Annotated in this window: 15 protein-coding genes; 8 read left to right on the top strand and 7 right to left on the bottom strand. The window is 43.1% G+C overall.

What is annotated here, in order from left to right; genetic code table 11:
* Positions 1–210: 210 nt before the first annotated feature.
* Both ABY436_RS08150 and ABY436_RS08145 read right to left on the bottom strand, forming a co-directional pair.
* The gene (locus tag ABY436_RS08150) at positions 211–609 is read right to left on the bottom strand and encodes a VanZ family protein (RefSeq protein WP_372738482.1); all 399 of its coding nucleotides are present in this window, start codon (positions 607–609) and stop codon (positions 211–213) included.
* Positions 610–611: 2 nt separating this feature from the next.
* Positions 612–1,520 (bottom strand): hypothetical protein, encoded by a 909-nt coding sequence (locus tag ABY436_RS08145; protein WP_372738481.1) that lies wholly within the window; start codon positions 1,518–1,520, stop codon positions 612–614.
* A gap of 244 nt (positions 1,521–1,764) precedes the next feature.
* On the opposite strand from ABY436_RS08145, the gene ABY436_RS08140 reads away from it, so the two are divergent.
* The gene (locus ABY436_RS08140; RefSeq protein WP_372738480.1) at positions 1,765–3,243 is read left to right on the top strand and encodes a TIGR03013 family XrtA/PEP-CTERM system glycosyltransferase; all 1,479 of its coding nucleotides are present in this window, start codon (positions 1,765–1,767) and stop codon (positions 3,241–3,243) included.
* A gap of 111 nt (positions 3,244–3,354) precedes the next feature.
* Here the strand turns inward: ABY436_RS08140 and prsR are convergent, their stop codons facing one another.
* Together prsR and prsK are read right to left on the bottom strand one after the other, a co-directional pair.
* Complete coding sequence (gene prsR, locus ABY436_RS08135; RefSeq protein ID WP_372738479.1) at positions 3,355–4,719, bottom strand: PEP-CTERM-box response regulator transcription factor; 1,365 nt, start codon at positions 4,717–4,719, stop codon at positions 3,355–3,357.
* A 15-nt stretch (positions 4,720–4,734) separates the two neighbouring features.
* The gene (gene prsK / locus ABY436_RS08130; RefSeq protein ID WP_372738478.1) at positions 4,735–6,846 is read right to left on the bottom strand and encodes an XrtA/PEP-CTERM system histidine kinase PrsK; all 2,112 of its coding nucleotides are present in this window, start codon (positions 6,844–6,846) and stop codon (positions 4,735–4,737) included.
* Between the two features lie 430 nt (positions 6,847–7,276).
* Between prsK and ABY436_RS08125 the strand changes: the two genes are divergently transcribed.
* From ABY436_RS08125 to ABY436_RS08110, 4 genes are read left to right on the top strand one after another with little or no spacing between them, the layout of a single operon-like run.
* Positions 7,277–7,903, top strand: coding sequence for a hypothetical protein (locus ABY436_RS08125; RefSeq protein WP_372738477.1), 627 nt, complete (start codon positions 7,277–7,279; stop codon positions 7,901–7,903).
* Between the two features lie 46 nt (positions 7,904–7,949).
* Positions 7,950–8,207: a hypothetical protein gene (locus ABY436_RS08120; RefSeq protein ID WP_372738476.1), complete on the top strand. Its 258-nt coding sequence runs from the start codon at positions 7,950–7,952 to the stop codon at positions 8,205–8,207.
* Positions 8,208–8,209: 2 nt separating this feature from the next.
* Positions 8,210–9,109, top strand: a complete 900-nt coding sequence (locus tag ABY436_RS08115) for an HprK-related kinase A (RefSeq protein WP_372738475.1) — start codon at positions 8,210–8,212, stop codon at positions 9,107–9,109.
* Positions 9,106–10,197: a nucleotidyltransferase family protein gene (locus tag ABY436_RS08110; RefSeq protein ID WP_372738474.1), complete on the top strand. Its 1,092-nt coding sequence runs from the start codon at positions 9,106–9,108 to the stop codon at positions 10,195–10,197. Before ABY436_RS08115 ends, ABY436_RS08110 begins: the two co-directional genes overlap by 4 nt.
* A gap of 20 nt (positions 10,198–10,217) precedes the next feature.
* On the opposite strand, the gene ABY436_RS08105 is transcribed toward ABY436_RS08110, so the two are convergent.
* Both ABY436_RS08105 and ABY436_RS08100 read right to left on the bottom strand, forming a co-directional pair.
* On the bottom strand, positions 10,218–10,970 hold the full coding sequence (locus ABY436_RS08105; protein WP_372738473.1) for a GAF domain-containing protein: 753 nt from the start codon (positions 10,968–10,970) through the stop codon (positions 10,218–10,220).
* A 21-nt stretch (positions 10,971–10,991) separates the two neighbouring features.
* Positions 10,992–11,843: an ExeA family protein gene (locus ABY436_RS08100; RefSeq protein WP_372738472.1), complete on the bottom strand. Its 852-nt coding sequence runs from the start codon at positions 11,841–11,843 to the stop codon at positions 10,992–10,994.
* A gap of 275 nt (positions 11,844–12,118) precedes the next feature.
* Here ABY436_RS08100 and ABY436_RS08095 point away from each other — a divergent pair, with 275 nt between their 5' ends.
* The 3 genes from ABY436_RS08095 to ABY436_RS08085 all read left to right on the top strand — a co-directional run bounded on the left by ABY436_RS08095 (position 12,119) and on the right by ABY436_RS08085 (position 15,212).
* Positions 12,119–13,456, top strand: coding sequence for an ExeA family protein (locus tag ABY436_RS08095; RefSeq protein ID WP_372738471.1), 1,338 nt, complete (start codon positions 12,119–12,121; stop codon positions 13,454–13,456).
* Between the two features lie 104 nt (positions 13,457–13,560).
* On the top strand, positions 13,561–14,451 hold the full coding sequence (locus tag ABY436_RS08090) for a D-alanyl-D-alanine carboxypeptidase family protein (RefSeq protein WP_372738470.1): 891 nt from the start codon (positions 13,561–13,563) through the stop codon (positions 14,449–14,451).
* Between the two features lie 197 nt (positions 14,452–14,648).
* A complete protein-coding gene (locus ABY436_RS08085; RefSeq protein WP_372738469.1) occupies positions 14,649–15,212 on the top strand; it encodes a DUF411 domain-containing protein in 564 nt (187 codons plus the stop codon).
* 29 nt (positions 15,213–15,241) lie between these two features.
* On the opposite strand, the gene ABY436_RS08080 is transcribed toward ABY436_RS08085, so the two are convergent.
* Positions 15,242–16,438 (bottom strand): multidrug effflux MFS transporter, encoded by a 1,197-nt coding sequence (locus tag ABY436_RS08080; RefSeq protein ID WP_372738468.1) that lies wholly within the window; start codon positions 16,436–16,438, stop codon positions 15,242–15,244.
* Between the last annotated feature and the right edge of the window lie 167 nt (positions 16,439–16,605).

The raw sequence follows: 16,605 nt of genomic DNA, 5'->3' as shown, positions 1-16,605 counted from the left end.
TTGATTACCACGGGATTCGGGCCCCTTATTTTATTACAACCCAATCTGCGTTAGATAATATGAAACCCGAACTGAAGGAGCTATACGATGCTATCCATGCCAGAATTTGTGCTGAATATGCATCTTATTGTACGCCTGAAGTGGTTTAGGTTGTCGCTGATACTATTCGTATTCTGATACAGGGAAACTTACATTTTCTGCTTTAATAAGCTACTCGATCATTGCGCCTTTGTTGTAATTGATCTTTTTTATCAGGGGGGTGAGAAAAATTAAAGCAGCACCGAGTACATTTAAGATCAAATCTGATATTGATCCATATCTGCCCGGAACTTGAGTTTGGTGTAATTCGTCAAAAATACCATAAAGTATAGAAAGAAAAAATGCTGTAAATAAGTTTAGGTAATTGCTTTTCATATGTTTTTTTAAGGCATACGTCCATGTTAAAGCTAGCCCAAAAAATAGAGGTATGTGTAGTAAGTTCTGTACGTTTGGTGTGATCCATATAAGCGATTGCTCTAGCAAAGTATCAGGGGTTGTTTTATCGCCAGGAACTGATGAAAGTATAAAGATCAACCCCATGTAGGCAATGGGAGTAATTAATTTGATCATTGTCAGGATGTTCCGTCCAGTGGCACGAGTGTGATGAGTGATCTGAAAAGTAAGAATTTATGATTGATAACACCATAACATTCGTATGTTTGCATTAATGGTGATGCGGCATCGTCACTATTTGTCGATAAACGAACCATTATATGTAATGTATCATTACTTTTAAGGTAAGTGAGCTGGTTCCGATCAATACTTATTTTGTGTGATGTATAAACCATTGGGTTGCGCTTGAAGTCTAACTTTTCTTTAATGGCTTTTTCCAAAAGGGCGCATGAGATCAGTGCGCAAGGGAAGATTTCGGGGAAGTCCGCTTTTCCTTCTATTTCGTCAAAAAATTCAGACTGTTCAACGAGACTGCCTGATAAAAAATTTTTCGCGTTACTGGTATTCATAAACTTCCGTTTGATAAAAAATCCTGTGTCGCCTAAAAACGCCCTATCGGCTGCGTGCTTAAGTGTATCCAATTCAGGGAGGTCCGGCTCGGCCAGAAACAAAGGGTGTTTTGATTCTTTTTTGTAACCCATTACGCTGAGTTTTCCGCCAGATTTGATGCTCACCCTATTGCTCAGGACAGGATTGTCATCATTTTCGGAAAATAAGCTTTTATTTACTTTGATATCCATCTCTTGGTCGGGCTTTACTGGGTTGGTAAATAACAATTGATAGTTGCTGTATTGAAGATTGTGCTGCTTGATTAGCTTTTCTTCGTGATTTGTAACTCTGAGTTCTCGGATCGTTCCTTCAATAAACGCTTCGAGTTGAAAGCCTAATGCAATAGGTCCATTGAAAGGATTTTGATAGATCTGATTCCATTTTTTCTTGTCGTGAAAAAGATTGAAATCATCAGTAGAGTTTCGTGCGATATCTATATGTAATGAGCTAAAGGTGCAGGTTTTTCGTGTTGGTAGCATCTGGCTGTCCTTCTGGGCCCACCTTATCAGGTGGCAACATCATGATAAGGTAAATGTAGTCTATACATGAAAAAATGCTGCTTTTGATGTATCTTTGCAATTCAGCTTTAGGTCATTTTGAGGTGGTAATGTAGATTTCTTTCGTAATATTTGATCTATACTTATAATCTGTAATGTTGAGTTTTATTTCACAGTGAAATAATGCTGATTTCAAGTCCGCCGTCGTTAATTAGGAAAGTTGTTCATGGATAAAGTTAATGCTCGTTATGATTCGACTCCTGAGAAGAAGGACTCAAAAGCGTCTACTCAACGAGTAAAGCTACACTTTGGTCATGGGAAATTCAGGGTTTTTGGACATTATGTGCATGCTCAGTTCTTATTGTTAGCTGTGTTTGAATTCATAATGGTGGCGTTGATTAGCTATATGGTTCATCTGGCCTTCGTTGTTATCGAGCAGCCGGCTATGGCCTATGTCGCAAGCATATTGTTACCGGCTGTGCTGTTGTCATTCAGCTTAGCGGCTATGGGATTATACGATACCCGGCAAAGACAATGTTTGGTGGGTGTGCTATCTCGATTGATTGTGGCGATTATTTTTGGGATTTCAATAACTATCGGTATCAATTATTTCTTTCCTCATACCTATGGTGGATATGCTGTATTGCCTGTCACTGCCTTGTCATCACTTGCGGGGTTAATGTTAATCAGAGCTTTATTTTATGGGTTTGTTGATGGGAAGCTGTTACAGCGTCGTATATTGGTATTAGGCGCAGGGGAAAGGGCTTCATATATCGATAAACTGCGCCGTAAAGCAGATATGAGAGGCGTTGATTTATTCGGGTTTATACCTCTGGATGCCGCGGAGAAAAGTCGTGTTTCTAAAAGCCGTCTTGTTTTTTCAAATGGCTGTATACGTGACTTTGCGATGAAGCATGATATTGATGAGATCGTTATCGCATTAGATGATCGACGATTGAAACTGCCTATTAAGGAACTGCTCGATTGCAGGATGAGTGGTATTGATGTTATTGATATGCTGGATTTTTTTGAGAGAGAGAGAGGACTGATCCAGTTAGATTTACTGCAGCCTGGCTGGTTGATTTTCGCGAAAGGTTTTTCGCCTGATATGTTTCGCGCGTTTAAAAAGCGTACGGTCGATATTGTAGTAAGTTTGGTGTTATTGGTGATTTTTTCTCCCTTGATGCTGTTGACTGCGCTTGCCATTTTTATTGAAAGTCTGGGGCGTGGTGGAGTTTTGTATCGACAGCAGCGTGTTGGACGAAACGGTTGTCCGTTTGATGTTATTAAGTTCAGAAGCATGCGAACAGATGCTGAAGCGGACGGTAAGGCGCAATGGGCTCAGAAGAATGATGCCAGAGTAACAAGGGTCGGTAGTTTTATTCGAAAGTACCGGTTGGATGAGTTGCCTCAGTTATGGAACGTATTATCAGGTGATATGAGCCTTGTTGGTCCTCGCCCAGAGCGGCCTGAGTTCGTATCCAGGTTAAATCATTTGAATGAGTTGTACGATGAGAGGCATCGCTTAAGCCCGGGTGTAACGGGGTGGGCTCAGCTTTGTTACCCCTATGGCGCTTCGGATGAAGATTCAATACAGAAGCTTCAATATGACCTTTATTATATAAAAAATCACAGTATCTTTCTGGATATGTATATTCTTATCCAAACAGTTGAAGTGGTTCTGTTTAAGAAAGGTGCGCGCTAAGAAGTAGATTCTGATGGGTTCAGGTCGCACAGAATAATAAACAGGGGCTTAGTTAGCCCCTTTTTTTAATGTGTGTTTCGTCTCGTCTGGTGGCTAAGCCTGGGCCTGAGTTTAGTCTGTTTTAGGGTGTAGGTTATACTTATCCAGCATACTGTAAAGTGTTGGTCTGGTTATGCCGAGTGCTTTCGCTGTCTCGGATATGCTGAAATCAGAATGATTGAGCGCTCTTTTAATAGCCTTCTTCTCTGCCTCTTCTCTGATCTGCTTTAAGTTCAATGGTGCGGATTCTGTATCCGTCAGGTCTAACTCCAGGTCTTCCGTTGTTATAAGGGCGTTATCCGCCATGATTACCGCGCGCTTTATGCGGCTTTCAATTTCACGCACATTTCCGGGCCAGCCATAAGACTCAATGGCTGCGATAGCATCAGGATCAAAATTGCGAATGCTTTTTCCATACTCTTTATTAAGTCGATTTAAGAAGGATTTTGCGAGTAAAAGGGCATCGCCTTCCCTGTCTTTTAAAGGTGGGATCTGGATGGTGATTTCACTGATTCTATAATACAGATCTTCCCGGAAGCGGCCTTCTTTAATATGCGCGGTGAGGTCTTGGTGTGTTGCGCAGATTATGCGTACATCAATAGGTATTTCTACTCTTCCGCCAACGCGCTCGATGACTCGTTCCTGAAAGAAACGAAGAAGTTTAGCCTGGAGGTCAAAAGGCAGATCTCCGATTTCATCAAGGAAGAGTGTGCCCCCATTGGCCAGTTCAATTTTGCCTATTGTTTGTTTTGTTGCTCCGGTAAATGCGCCTTTTTCATGACCAAATAACTCGCTTTCGAGTAATGCGTCGGGAATGGCTGCACAATTGATAGCGACAATTTTTTCGTTGGCGCGCGGGCTAAGGTTATGAATTGCTTGGGCAAACCGCTCTTTGCCTGTTCCGCTCGCGCCAAGTAGTAGCGTAGTTATGTCGGAAGGTGCAACTTTTTCAATGGTTCGGCACACTTTGAGCATGGAGGCGCTGGATGCAATAATGCCGTCTAAAGGCATGCTGTGCTGGTTGTTTTGTAGTTGTTTATTTTCTATTTCAAGTTCGTAGACCCGGTAAGCTCTTTCCACTATTAGTGTGAGTATTTCTGGATCAGCAGGCTTTTGATAGAAGTCATAAGCACCAAGGGCGATGGCATTAACCGCATTAGTGCGATCATTGTCTCCGGTGACCACAATGACTTTGCACTCAGGTGTTAGAGAAAGAATTTCTTTTAACGTAGCAAAGCCTTCCGTAACGCCGCCTGGATCAGGAGGAAGGCCCAGATCCAGTAACACGACACCCGGCTGGAGACGTCGCAGTTGTGTAATGGCTTCAGATCTTGTTCCGCATATGGCCACATCAAAACCGTCAAAGCACCAGCGTAACTGGCTTTGCAAACCTTCATCATCTTCAACGATAAGCAAATTCTTTTTTAATCCATTCATTTCTAGTGCCAGTCCTTAACTTACTTTAATTGGGATGCTTTTTGGAATGCGGTCATCTGTTGTCGAGGCATGATGTAAAGGAAGGGTTATGTAGAAAGTTGTACCAATGCCTGGCGAGCTTTTAACCTGGATGTCGCCGCCTAATGAGCGAACAACTTCTCGACTTTCGAATGCGCCTACACCCATTCCAGTAAGACCTTTAGTTGAATCAAAGGGTTTAAATAGTCTGTGTTGTATGAAATTTTCATCCATACCGTTTCCGTTATCTGTGATTTCTATAAGCGCCTCATGAGAAGAGCAGGTTAACTGTACATCTATCCGGCCATCAATGTCAGTAGCTTCTTGTGCATTTTGGATTAGATGGCCAAAAACATTGGCTAGTTGCTCATTGTCTGCAAAGACAAAGGCCTGATTTTCAGGCTCGATATACAATGGAACGGGTAAGTGTTTTTCGTAACGTTTAGAAATTGTTCTCAGTAACAGTTTTAAATCCACAGGCACGGGGGTTGTGCCGCGCATGCCGTTCCGCATTTGCTCCATCAGGCGTGTCATTCTGTTAACAGAGTTGCGGACCGTCAGGATAACATCGTCAACAAATTCTGGCTTATGCTTGTGCTTTTCTGCATTGGAGACAATGAGTGATTGTTGAGCAAGAATGTTTTTCAGGTCATGGACAATATAAGCAGATAGTCGATTGAATGCTTCAAATTGCTGGGCTTGAATGAGGGCCTGGCTGGCTTGGTATTGGGCTAACAAACTGGCTGCTTGTTTTCCGGCGATTTTCAGTAAGTCGCGATCTTCCCAGTTAATGTTCTTTTGAATATCGGAATGTTTTACGAGGACAAAACCGTATACCTCAGCATTAAACAACAAAGGAATCATTAGCCATGCATTAGGGATTTCAATTAGGGAGGAGGGGATAATGAGATCGTCGTATATCCCGGGAGTGAGTCGGTATTCATCAAAATCTATGACCCATTCGGTTCGTTCAAAAAAATCGCCGATGCATTTTAAATGCGCCTGAGGTAGTTCAGGTGGGGCCATCTCCCAATTGGTTAACAGTTGATAGTTCAGGTGTTCGTCCCTTCCCCAGATAATACCTCCTTTGCTTTGGACAAGTGAGCCGATAGCCGCACAAATACGTTCGGGTGTGTCTTGTTCGTGTTCGGAGAGTAGGTGAGTGAATTTTTGCCACTCTTCTCTGTAATCGTATTTGTAACTGAAAAAGTGTTTGCTTAACAAAACGCGTATGCTTGAGCGAATTTTGTCTGAAAATAATAGTATGAAAAGAAGTAGTCCTGCCCCAAAAAGGAAGGTTATTTGTAGTATGGACCCCCATGTGCCTCCGTAATAGCGTATGAAGTACCCGGCAGCTGACATGAGAACAAGATAAATGCCCGCTCCTGTTAGTGTCGCTGTGTGAAATACAACAGTACGTGAGACTTGAATATTGAGTGTCCAACTGGGATTTCTGATGAGTGATGTCATGATCAGAGGGGCGGCAATACCATTAATAATGCCTCGGGCATCCCAAAGCTGGTTATCAAGGTGTTTAAAAAGTAAGGCGTCAGCATACATAAAAAAATCATAGGTAAAAATACTACCTAAACCCAGGCAAAGGTGTTTAAGAAACCAGCGCTGGTCTTTGTTGGAGTTTCTGTAGAGCTGCTCTATGAGGAGAAGGCCCGTGATAGAGAGTAGCATCCAGGCAATTAAAGGAATGTCGCTTGTCGGGACGTCGGCAGGTGTGTTCTGGGTAGCGCTACCTCCCAGGAGTATCATTGCGCTGAGGGTCGCTATGGCTGTTCCCAGAAATAATGGAGAATAAGCAAGTTTTTTGATGAGAGTGTTTTGTTGGGGGCTTTGTTTGGGCGAAATAATTTTGAATATGAAAAAGCACCAAGCCAGATTGCGAATAATTTCAACAATTTGTATGACTTGATTTGGTATGGCAGATGATGAGTATGAAGCGGTTATTAATATAGCCCAGGTAAATGTCGCTATGACGGCGACTTTAATGGGTGTTCCAGAGTTATCGATTTTTGTGGATGAGAATAAAGCAATGCCAGTAACCAGGTAGGCTATAAATGCAAATAAGTAGCTATAAAAGCCGGCATTGTCGAACATAGTGGTGAGTCTCTATGAAGTTTGCTGTATGAGTGCAGTGAGTATCTTACGTAATCGTTGTATGGAAACAAGTCTAGTTAAAGGTACTGCCGATTGTAAGTCCCGAATAGGGGAGAACAAATTTCCAGAAAATTGAGTATGAGTATAATATGAGTACAAGTGGTTCAATTATTGAGTCAGGGAGAGGGCTGGTTAGTGCTACAATACTGATATTGAAGTAATGTTTATTTCAATAGTGGAAATTGATTTGATTGACTGTCGGTTTTTTTTACACTGGTGTTCTTCGGCATCTTATTTAGAATAGCGGATCACTGAAAGTTGCTTAGATATCAGTCAGTACTTTTTTTTGGCGTATTTTTTGCATTGTTTGAATTATATGATATTACGCATGTTTATGCGTTACTTAACAGGTTAAAGTAGGGCTACTCAAATGAAGGATAAAATGGATCGTCCGAAAAATGATGAGCTGCTTACAGAGCAGCAAGAGTCTACTGGTAAAAAAACAACTGGTGTTGATTCGTCACGTCGTCGTTTATTCGGGGCGGGGATAGCGGCGCCCGTCATTCTTAGTATGTCGAGTCGTACGGCTTGGGGGGGCTCGTTATGCGGGCCATCAGCGTTTAATTCAATGACTTTTTCATCTCATGCACCACAAGCTTATGTTGATGATTGCACTGCTCAATCGGGACGGAGTCCAAGTTATTGGTTGGGAATTGTTACGACATCTCCAGCAGAATGGAATTATGGTGATCCTAGTGACGCTTCCCCATTCCTCTTAGGCGCTAATGGGACTATGCTTGATGTGCTGACGATTAATCCCGGCAGTGTAGAGGCGCATGGTATAGCAGCACTACTTAATGCCAATGCATCACTGGCGAGCGGAAATCAGAATCTGTTTGGTCAAAGCTCTTCGGCTACTGCTCAAACGCTGGTTCTTTATTTGTTCCCTGATTTTATTGACGGTAATTCAGTAAATTTACCGGGCACTACTACTTCGGTAAGCTGGGTGGGTGGCTCCTATCCAATGGTGTCATACTTTACCAATTATCTACCATGATGACTTGGTAGATTTTTTGTTGATTTCATACGTTTCTAGTATAGATATGTCTACGGCATTAGTTTCTCAGTTTGATGATATGACTATCATACATGAGCCGGAATCGGATCAACTTCACTTGTTGAGCTCCTCGGTGACATCGGTATTAAATCTGATGGGACATAAAAAAAGCAGTAAGTCTGAAGTTCTCCAGTTGATTAGTGGTCACTGTTTGGATTCTTCAACAATGGATGAGCCTGGTGAAAACAGTGAAGCTTATCTACAGCATTTAGTTGACCAGGGAATTATTAAAAAAACTCAATGATAGTGTCTGATTTTTCAGTGGATGAATGTGCTAATCAGCTTTGTGGTTCTGGTTTGGCGCTTAATATCGGGCCTTTTTGGTGTCATATCAAGTCATCGCTACCTTCCGTTACCTCTCATATCACTCAGCTCTATCCTGATGCTTTAGTCAGTAAGGATAGAGAGTTTATTGATTTCCCGATTAAGATTGCACGAAAATCCGGTTTCCGTGGATGGGTTAAGCCACTTGCCGAGTTTACCTTTAATGGCAATGTTCCTTTTACACCTCTGTCATTAGATCAGTCCCCTGCCTTGACAGAGTGGGGTATCAATTGGTGTGTATCGGCACATGCGCATCAGTATTTGATTCTGCACGCTGCTGTTGTTGAGCGAAACGGTAAAGCTGTCATTATGCCGGCGCCATCCGGATCAGGGAAAAGTACCCTGTGTACTGCGTTAGTGGCGCGTGGCTGGCGTTTGTTATCCGATGAGTTGACGCTTATATCGATTAAAGACTCCATGTTGCAACCTTTCGTTAAGCCGATGAGCCTTAAGAACGAATCTATTCAGGTTATCAAGGATTTCTGGCCTGATGCTGTTTTCGGTCATTTGTGTACTGATACCGTTAAAGGCTGTGTCACTCATGTAAAACCGCCTGCGGAGAGTGTTCGTTCGACTTCACAAATGGCGAAAGCTGCTGTGGTTCTTTTTCCTCAATATAAGCAAGGTGCAGCGCTAACGTTGGTAAAAAAAGAGAAGGCTTATGCTTATATGTCTTTAGTTGAGAATGCTTTTAACTATCATCTGTTGGGCGCGCATGCGTTTCATGCTTTATCCCGATTGGTTAAACAATCAGATAGCTATGATTTTGTTTACAGTGATCTTGATGAAGCGATTGCACAATTGGAGTGGTTAGTGAGATGAGCGTAACTGCTTTTCAGCCGCTTTGTGCGTTGCTTACGGGCGATGTTAAGGCTAAAGATGTTTCGCTTAGTGAATGGAATCTTATCATTCAGCAGGGGCGAAGTACCCATGTATTGGCTATGCTTTATTCAAGACTGTCTCAGCGGGAGCAGTTGGCTGATGTGCCTGCCTCAGTTCAGTGGCATCTTGAAGCAGCGTCTATTGTTTCTGAAAAGTATCTTCGGGATACCAGGACAGAAATCAAATACTTCCTTCCTGTTTTTTCCTCTTTGGGGCAGCGGCTATTACTGCTGAAAGGGGCTGCTTATGTTATTTCTGGTAAGTCTTGCGCGGTAGGAAGGACGTTTTCTGATATTGATATTCTGCTCCCTAAAGAATCTCTTCAGGAACTGGAGTCGGCGCTTCAGTGGCATGGTTGGGTGGGTACTAATCAAAGTGCTTATGATCAGCGTTATTATCGAGAGTGGATGCATGAAATACCGCCTCTGATACATGTTAAGCGTCACACGGTTATCGATATTCATCATACGATTTTGCCCTTGACTGCAGCGCTTAAGCCGGTTGCCAGTAAATTATTTGAAAGCGCGCAAGAAGTAACAGAAGGTGTCTGGACATTGTCAGACATAGATATGCTGTTACACAGTGCAACGCATCTGTTTATGGACACTGAGTTTGATCACGCTTTCAGAGATCTGTTGGATTTTGATGGTTTAATCAGAAGTGCTTTGGAGCAGGAGTTTGATTGGCAGGCTCTGCTTCGGCGCGCAGAAGAGATGGATCTGATACCGCCCTTGTACTACGCGTTAAGATATAGTCGTCGTATGTTTAATACGCCTGTCCCTGCAGAAGTGCTGGTTGATTGCGGGCACCTGTGGCAGCCTGCTTTGCCTCTTCGATTAATGGATATGTTGTTTGATAGGGTCATTATGCCTCCGCATAACAGTGCGCAACGCAAAGGCACTGCGATAGCACGCAAATTATTGTTTGTGCGTGGGCATTATCTGAGAATGCCATTCGGACTACTTGTTAGGCATCTGTTTCATAAGGCGTTTATCTCGCCATACGAAAAAGACTCTATAGCTAAGTGATCCCTTTTTTATTGGTAACACTAACCTTCTTGATCCTTTTTGTTGCCCTCCAGTTGCGCATTCAGCAGTGTAATAATTTCTGACACAGCGACAATAATATGGTCAGACTCTATACCTGCATTGCAAAGTTCGTGATAAAAACCTTTAGCAAGAATTTTGGCTACCTTTTCCGGGCTTCGGGTGAAATCACCGACATTTTGATTATTTGAACGCTGCTCTCTTTCCATGGCGACGATGGCAAATTTAGATTTGAGAATATATTGCAGATGAAGTAGTTGAATGGATTTTGACAAAAACATGCCCAGGATGGTGGCAAGCTCAAGGTCCTGTTCGGCAAAAGTACGAGCATCGCTTGGTTTACTGATATTAATTACACCGATGACTTTATCATCTGTCCAGATAGGGAGAGAGATGAAACCACCACTTTGGTGGGCTGATGCTGCAAATTGGCTATCAGTGATATCAGGTACCAATAAGGGTTTGGCGGAACGAACTACATATTCGGCAATTCCGGATGCGGATGTTGGCTTTGTGTAAGCGCTGTCAGGTAGGGCGCCAGAGTGTGCGTGGATGCGTAATGGGAATTCATCTTCAGCATGCTCGTCTTTGAGTAGCATGATAGAGCAATTTTCGGTTTTTAATGTTTTGGCCAACAGGTGCGCTAATTCATTTAAGGAGGCATCGATATTGTCGTGGTTATGTAAAAAGCCCGATAAGCTTAAGATATTCTCAATGAAACCATTATCAGCTTCAATTTCTGTTCGTTCTGCCATAGTTTCATTCCTTTTTGTTGTTTATAGCTTTTGTGCATTGCTAGCAACCCTATGTATCGGCAGAAGTTGTTCTTGTATTAGCTCATGAATAATAGTGTGCAGGTCCTTAAGTACAAGGTTGTGTCGTTTGGTTAGCCAGCCGTGTAGAAATAATCTGCTACAAATCAAATTTATGATGCGGGGTATTCCATGACTAAAGCGATAGATATAGTAAAATACTTTGCTATCGATCGTGGGGTTGTTGTTCCAATTGCAATGAGTGAGCCGGTAAAGGATGTATTCGCGAGTTTCCTTCTCATTCAATGGCTGCAAATGATAGCTGGCCGTGATGCGCTGTTTTAGCTGAATCTGGTTGGGGGCGGTAATGGTGGAGCGGAGTTTATCCTGGCCGATGAGAAAAATTTGTAACAGTGGCTTATTTCCTGTCTGTAAAGTGGTCAGGAGCCGCAGTTCCTCTAAGGCTTTTTCAGAAAGATTTTGCGCTTCATCTATAATCAGAAGTGTGTGTTTGCCTGCTTCCTCTTGGGTCAATAGATAATGATGCAATGAGTGCAGAAGTTTAACTATATGTCCTGCCGTCGGAGTGAGGCCGAAGTTCAGGCAAATCAGGTGCAGCAGGTCCTCAGGAATCAATTGTGAGGATGTTATTTGGATAAATGTGATGTTGTTGGGTAAGTGAGCTGTAAGGTCGCATATCAGTGTAGACTTTCCGGTTCCGGGTTGCCCGGTGATTAAAACGAAGCCCTCCTGTCTGAGTAAGGCGTAATTCATAGAGGTTTTGGCTTTTTGGAAACCCGGATGTAAAAAACACAGATTTGCATCCGGTGTAAGGCGAAAGGGATCAGCGCTCAGTTCATAGTGTTCTTCGTACACATGACCTCCAATACAGATTTCACAAATCCATGAGGCTGTATATATTAGTAGTGGTTACTTTTGTTCTACAAAATGCCTGGCTATTATATAAACAGATTCGTCTATTAAGTGCCGTCAATTTCACATAGTGCTATGCTAAAGAGTAACCGTTAGGGCTGGGAGGCTCAAGAGTGGAGAGTGGTTCTTGTTTGAATTAGAATCTCTTATCAGACGGTAGAGAAATTACATACAGCGATATATCGCTAAAAATGTTTTCAGGTTATGGAATAATACGGATGTATGATACTTACTACCACCTTTCAGAAGAGCCGTTTCGGTTAAGTTCAGATTTTCGATTTTGTTACGGGCACCAGAGTTTCAGTCGCGCACGCGCGTATATGCAGTATGCCTTTGAACGGGCAGAAGGCTTTGTGATGATTACCGGCCAGCCTGGTACGGGAAAGACGACGCTGGTTAATGATCTGGTACACAGTCTGGAATCAACAAGTAGCGTAAAAATAGCCATGTTGATAACCACGCAGATGGACGCCAGTGATCTATTAAGGATGGTTGCCTACTCCTTCGGTATTAAAGAAGAAATATCCAACAAAGCCGTGTTGCTACAGCGTATGTCTGAAATGCTGATTTCAAATCATCGAAACGGTGGCCGTGCCTTGTTAATTATTGATGAGGCACAGGGGTTAACCGTGTCGGCATTAGAAGAGTTGCGCTTGTTAACGAATGTGCAATTAAACAGTGTACCGTTGATTCAAATTTTTTTACTCGGACAAGAGGGGTTAAAAGATTTAATTCACAGCCCTGAAATGGAGCAGGTTCATCAGCGTTTGGTTGCCACTTGTTTTCTTAAGCCTTTGTTGGAAAGCGAAACTAAAGCGTATATAAAGCATCGGCTAGAGATAGCGGGATGGAAAAATAATCCGGCTATCAGCGAAGCCGTATACCCGATCATTTTTAAATATAGTCAGGGAATTCCCAGAAGAATTAACCTGATTTGTAGTCGCTTGTTTTTATATGGAAGCCTTGAAGAGCTGGATAAAATTGGTGTTAATGCTGCAGAGTTAGTGATTGCTGAGCTAAGAAGTGAGCAGTTGTTACCTGTCGGGATTTCGCCGGGGAAAGAGTTTGAGGCGCTGGATGTCTATGAGGCGCAGGATAAGGTTGCAGAAGTAGCATCAGAACCAAAGCCAAAGCCAAAGCCAGAACCAGAACCAGAACCAGAACAACAGCCAGAGCCTGACCTTTCAGATGATTCGGGTTACCAGCCAGTTGTTGAGTATTCTTCTATTGAGCTCCCTGTTTATGAGTCTCCGTCTTCTGAGAGTCCGGTGACGATTGACACTGAATACCCGTCGCGGAACGCATCCTTCGTTGGTGTGGCAGACTATGATGAAATAGGGAAAGCAACCGCTGTGCATGACTCTGAAGGGCGCCTCGGAATATATGTTGTTTCTCTTGGGGCTGCGCTACTTGCGATTGTTATTGCTTTGTATTTAGTTAACCCGGCGGCTTTTACTCAGCAAGTTATCAAAGCGAAAAGTTGGATCGGGCAATCATTGGGGCAAGAAAATGCTGACATGCGAGATGACGTTGCAGGTCATGTTTTAAAAGTGTGATTTTTAAAAGTATGATTTTTAAAAATTAGCCCGCTTTAGAAAGTGCTTTTTAAAGTATGAATATTGCAGTGCAGGCTTGGATTAATTCGAGAGGATGAGTCGAATTGAAAGCTATTAAGTGCTCCGTCCTGATGGCCCTGATGTGTATTTTTTTTAGCGCCAGGCTTCAGGCGGCGATGCCGTATATTGTAGTGGAGGCTCAGTCGGGAGCTGTTATCGATCAGGTTGATGCGGATGTGCCTTGGTATCCGGCATCCTTAACCAAATTAATGACGTTATACCTGACATTCCAAAGCTTGAAAAAACAACAGATATCGTTGAATACGGTACTTGTGGTGTCTGCAAAAGCATCACAACAACCGCCTATGAAGCTAGGTGCCCGAAGAGGCGATAAAATAACCGTTCGCAAAGCCATTCAGGCATTGGCAACTGTTTCTTCAAATGATATTGCCGTGGTTTTAGCTGAAGCGATTAGTGGTTCTGAGAAAAAATTCGCAGAGAATATGAGTAAACAAGCGCGTGTGCTTGGCATGAAGGATTCTGTTTTTAAAAATGCCACAGGTTTGCCTGATGCCGGTCAAGTAAGCAGTGCGCGAGATTTAGCCATCCTTGCTCGCCGGTTACTGCTTGATTTTCCTGAATATTACCATTTTTTTTCGAATCGGACAGTGGAATACAAAGAAACTACATTTGTATCACATAATGGATTTCTGAACTCTTATCCAGGCGCGGACGGTTTCAAAACGGGTTATACCTGTGGTTCCGGATATAATCTGGTTGCTTCGGCTATTAATAAAGGTAATCGATTGATTGTTGTCGTATTGGGAGCAAAGAGTTCCAGGCAGCGGGGTAAGAGAGTTAAAGAGCTCATGAACAAAGGGTTTAGGGCTGATTCAGATGCTCCGGGGTTAAAGTTGTTAGCGCTTCGGGGTAGTGTCTCGGTTCGGTTAGAGGCTCCGGCGGTTATACATGGTTCACATTGTCAGTCGTTGTGACTCTCAGCAAATAATACACCGCTGCTAACTCAGTGTGAAATGTCACGCTACCGTTCCCCGATATCCCATTGGTTTGATGTATCGTTCTGCTATCGGCGGCTGTTATTTCATTGGGGAATCCTCCTTAATATTTAGTGGTTTGCCGGTCGTTACTTTGTGACAATGTTGTTATGCCACCACTCTGTAAGGGAAATGTTATGTCATTATTTTTCAAGCCTGCACATGCTCTGCTTATTCTCGCCGCCGTTTCGCTTGTTGCTTGCTCAGATTCAACAGAAACAACTCATACAACTGATACACGTGAAACTAAGCAGAATCAGTTATCTGACAACATAGCGCCAGCAGATCAATTGGCAACTGCGAGTGTCGAGCTGGATGTTTATAAAAGTCCGACGTGTGGTTGTTGCGCAAGCTGGATTGAGCATGTCGAAAAACATGCGTTTACCGCGAAAACTATCCATCCTGCTGACCTGTCGTTAGAGAAAAGCCAGCGAGGTATTGCGCCAATGTACCGTTCTTGTCATACCGCGGTGTCTGCAGATGGATATGTTTTTGAGGGGCATGTGCCAGCGAAATATATCACGCAGTTTTTGTCAGAAAAGCCGAAGAATGCCATTGGGCTGAGTGTGCCGGATATGCCCGCAGGAAGCCCCGGTATGGAAATGGGCGATAGGTTTACGCCTTACTCTGTCTTGTTGTTGAAGAAGGATGGCAGCAGTGAGGTCTATGCGCAGGTTAACTCAATTGAGGGGCAGCATTAATGCCTGCTATGGCACACATCAGCGCTCTTTTAAGATGTCATTAATTCAGGATTTTTTCGATAAAGTAGAAATCGAATAATAGGGCCGGCAATCGCGCAGCTAAACATTATCATTGCCATTGGCAAGGGGGTGCCATCGCCAAAAAGCCCGACAAGTGAGCCGGTTAGAGCACCCGTTGCAAATCCCAGCGCGCCGAGTATGGCAACAGCTGTCGCGCTATTCGTTGGGAAAAACTCTACGGTACTCGCCATGCAGTTGGGTGTGAGCAGGCCTTGCATACCGACAAATACCATTATCATCAACACGGTTGGAATGAGTAATGGAGTACTGCTTAGCCAGATGTAGCCGAATAGCAATGCTCCTGTTACGAACTGAATACTTTGGCCAATGTTGAGTAAAGTATGAGGTGAAAAGCGCTTTACAAGCCGCATGTTAAGCCTGTTCATTACTACCATTGAAATGATATTTGCGCCAAAGAGCACAGGAAACAGTGCTTCGGAAGCCCCAAAGTACTCCATATATACGGATGGAGAACCTGTGATAAAAGCAAACATGCCACCAAATGTTAACGCGGCCGAAAAAATAAAGCTGAGCGCTTGTCTGTGCTTTAATACCATCCAGTAGCGTTTCAGGAAATGTGTCCTTTGCGCCTGTTTAATACGGGTTTCGGGTAGTTTGAAAAAGACAGTAATCAGCATAATGAGAGCATAGGCAAATAAGAATAGAAAGATCGAACGCCAGCCGTCTAGTTTTAAAATCAGCATGCCTATGACGGGAGCCATTAAAGGCGCAAACATCATAATCAGGGCCATGCGGGACATATTACGGGCGCTTTCAATACCACTGCTGATATCACGGATAATGGCAGCCGGATTGACAACGGTCATCCCTCCACCTATCGCCTGAAGAATTCTAAATAGCCAAAGCCATTCGACTGAAGGGGTTAAAGTAATCGCCAACGAGGCGCTACAAAAAAGTATAAGTCCTATGAAAATTGAAATGCGTCGGCCATAGTGGTCAGAAAAGGGGCCGCCTATTAATTGTCCAATGCTGAAGCCTCCTAAAAACAGGCTGATCGATAGCTCTATGTTATGTACAGATGTATCTAGTGCTGTTGCCATCGAAGGGACGGCAGGTAAATAAGCATCAGTGGCAAAGGGGGCCATAGCTGTAAGGCCGGCGAGCATGAGCATGAGCCCGGGAATTGGAAGTGTACTTTCTTTCATGAAGCTCTCTACGTTGAAGTGGCAGGTAATAAGGTCTTTGTAAACTATATGATGTTATATGAAAGTATAATAAGTATAACAAATTCAATGTATAAGATTTGAATGAAATGATAAAAAATCTGATATGTTATGATTCAACTAACAGATTGTAATATTATATAGCGCGA

This window comes from Neptunomonas sp. (genome assembly GCF_041601355.1).
In the GTDB taxonomy this organism is placed as follows: Bacteria; Pseudomonadota; Gammaproteobacteria; order Pseudomonadales; family Balneatricaceae; genus Neptunomonas.
This window is presented reverse-complemented; position numbering and strand designations above follow the sequence as displayed.

Coding starts and splice junctions, on each gene's coding strand:
- ABY436_RS08150 (WP_372738482.1), bottom strand. CDS start 609: ATGATCAAATTAATTACTCCCATTGCCTACATGGGGTTGATCTTTATA.
- ABY436_RS08145 (WP_372738481.1), bottom strand. CDS start 1,520: ATGCTACCAACACGAAAAACCTGCACCTTTAGCTCATTACATATAGAT.
- ABY436_RS08140 (WP_372738480.1), top strand. CDS start 1,765: ATGGATAAAGTTAATGCTCGTTATGATTCGACTCCTGAGAAGAAGGAC.
- prsR (WP_372738479.1), bottom strand. CDS start 4,719: ATGAATGGATTAAAAAAGAATTTGCTTATCGTTGAAGATGATGAAGGT.
- prsK (WP_372738478.1), bottom strand. CDS start 6,846: ATGTTCGACAATGCCGGCTTTTATAGCTACTTATTTGCATTTATAGCC.
- ABY436_RS08125 (WP_372738477.1), top strand. CDS start 7,277: ATGAAGGATAAAATGGATCGTCCGAAAAATGATGAGCTGCTTACAGAG.
- ABY436_RS08120 (WP_372738476.1), top strand. CDS start 7,950: ATGTCTACGGCATTAGTTTCTCAGTTTGATGATATGACTATCATACAT.
- ABY436_RS08110 (WP_372738474.1), top strand. CDS start 9,106: ATGAGCGTAACTGCTTTTCAGCCGCTTTGTGCGTTGCTTACGGGCGAT.
- ABY436_RS08105 (WP_372738473.1), bottom strand. CDS start 10,970: ATGGCAGAACGAACAGAAATTGAAGCTGATAATGGTTTCATTGAGAAT.
- ABY436_RS08095 (WP_372738471.1), top strand. CDS start 12,119: ATGTATGATACTTACTACCACCTTTCAGAAGAGCCGTTTCGGTTAAGT.
- ABY436_RS08085 (WP_372738469.1), top strand. CDS start 14,649: ATGTCATTATTTTTCAAGCCTGCACATGCTCTGCTTATTCTCGCCGCC.
- ABY436_RS08080 (WP_372738468.1), bottom strand. CDS start 16,438: ATGAAAGAAAGTACACTTCCAATTCCCGGGCTCATGCTCATGCTCGCC.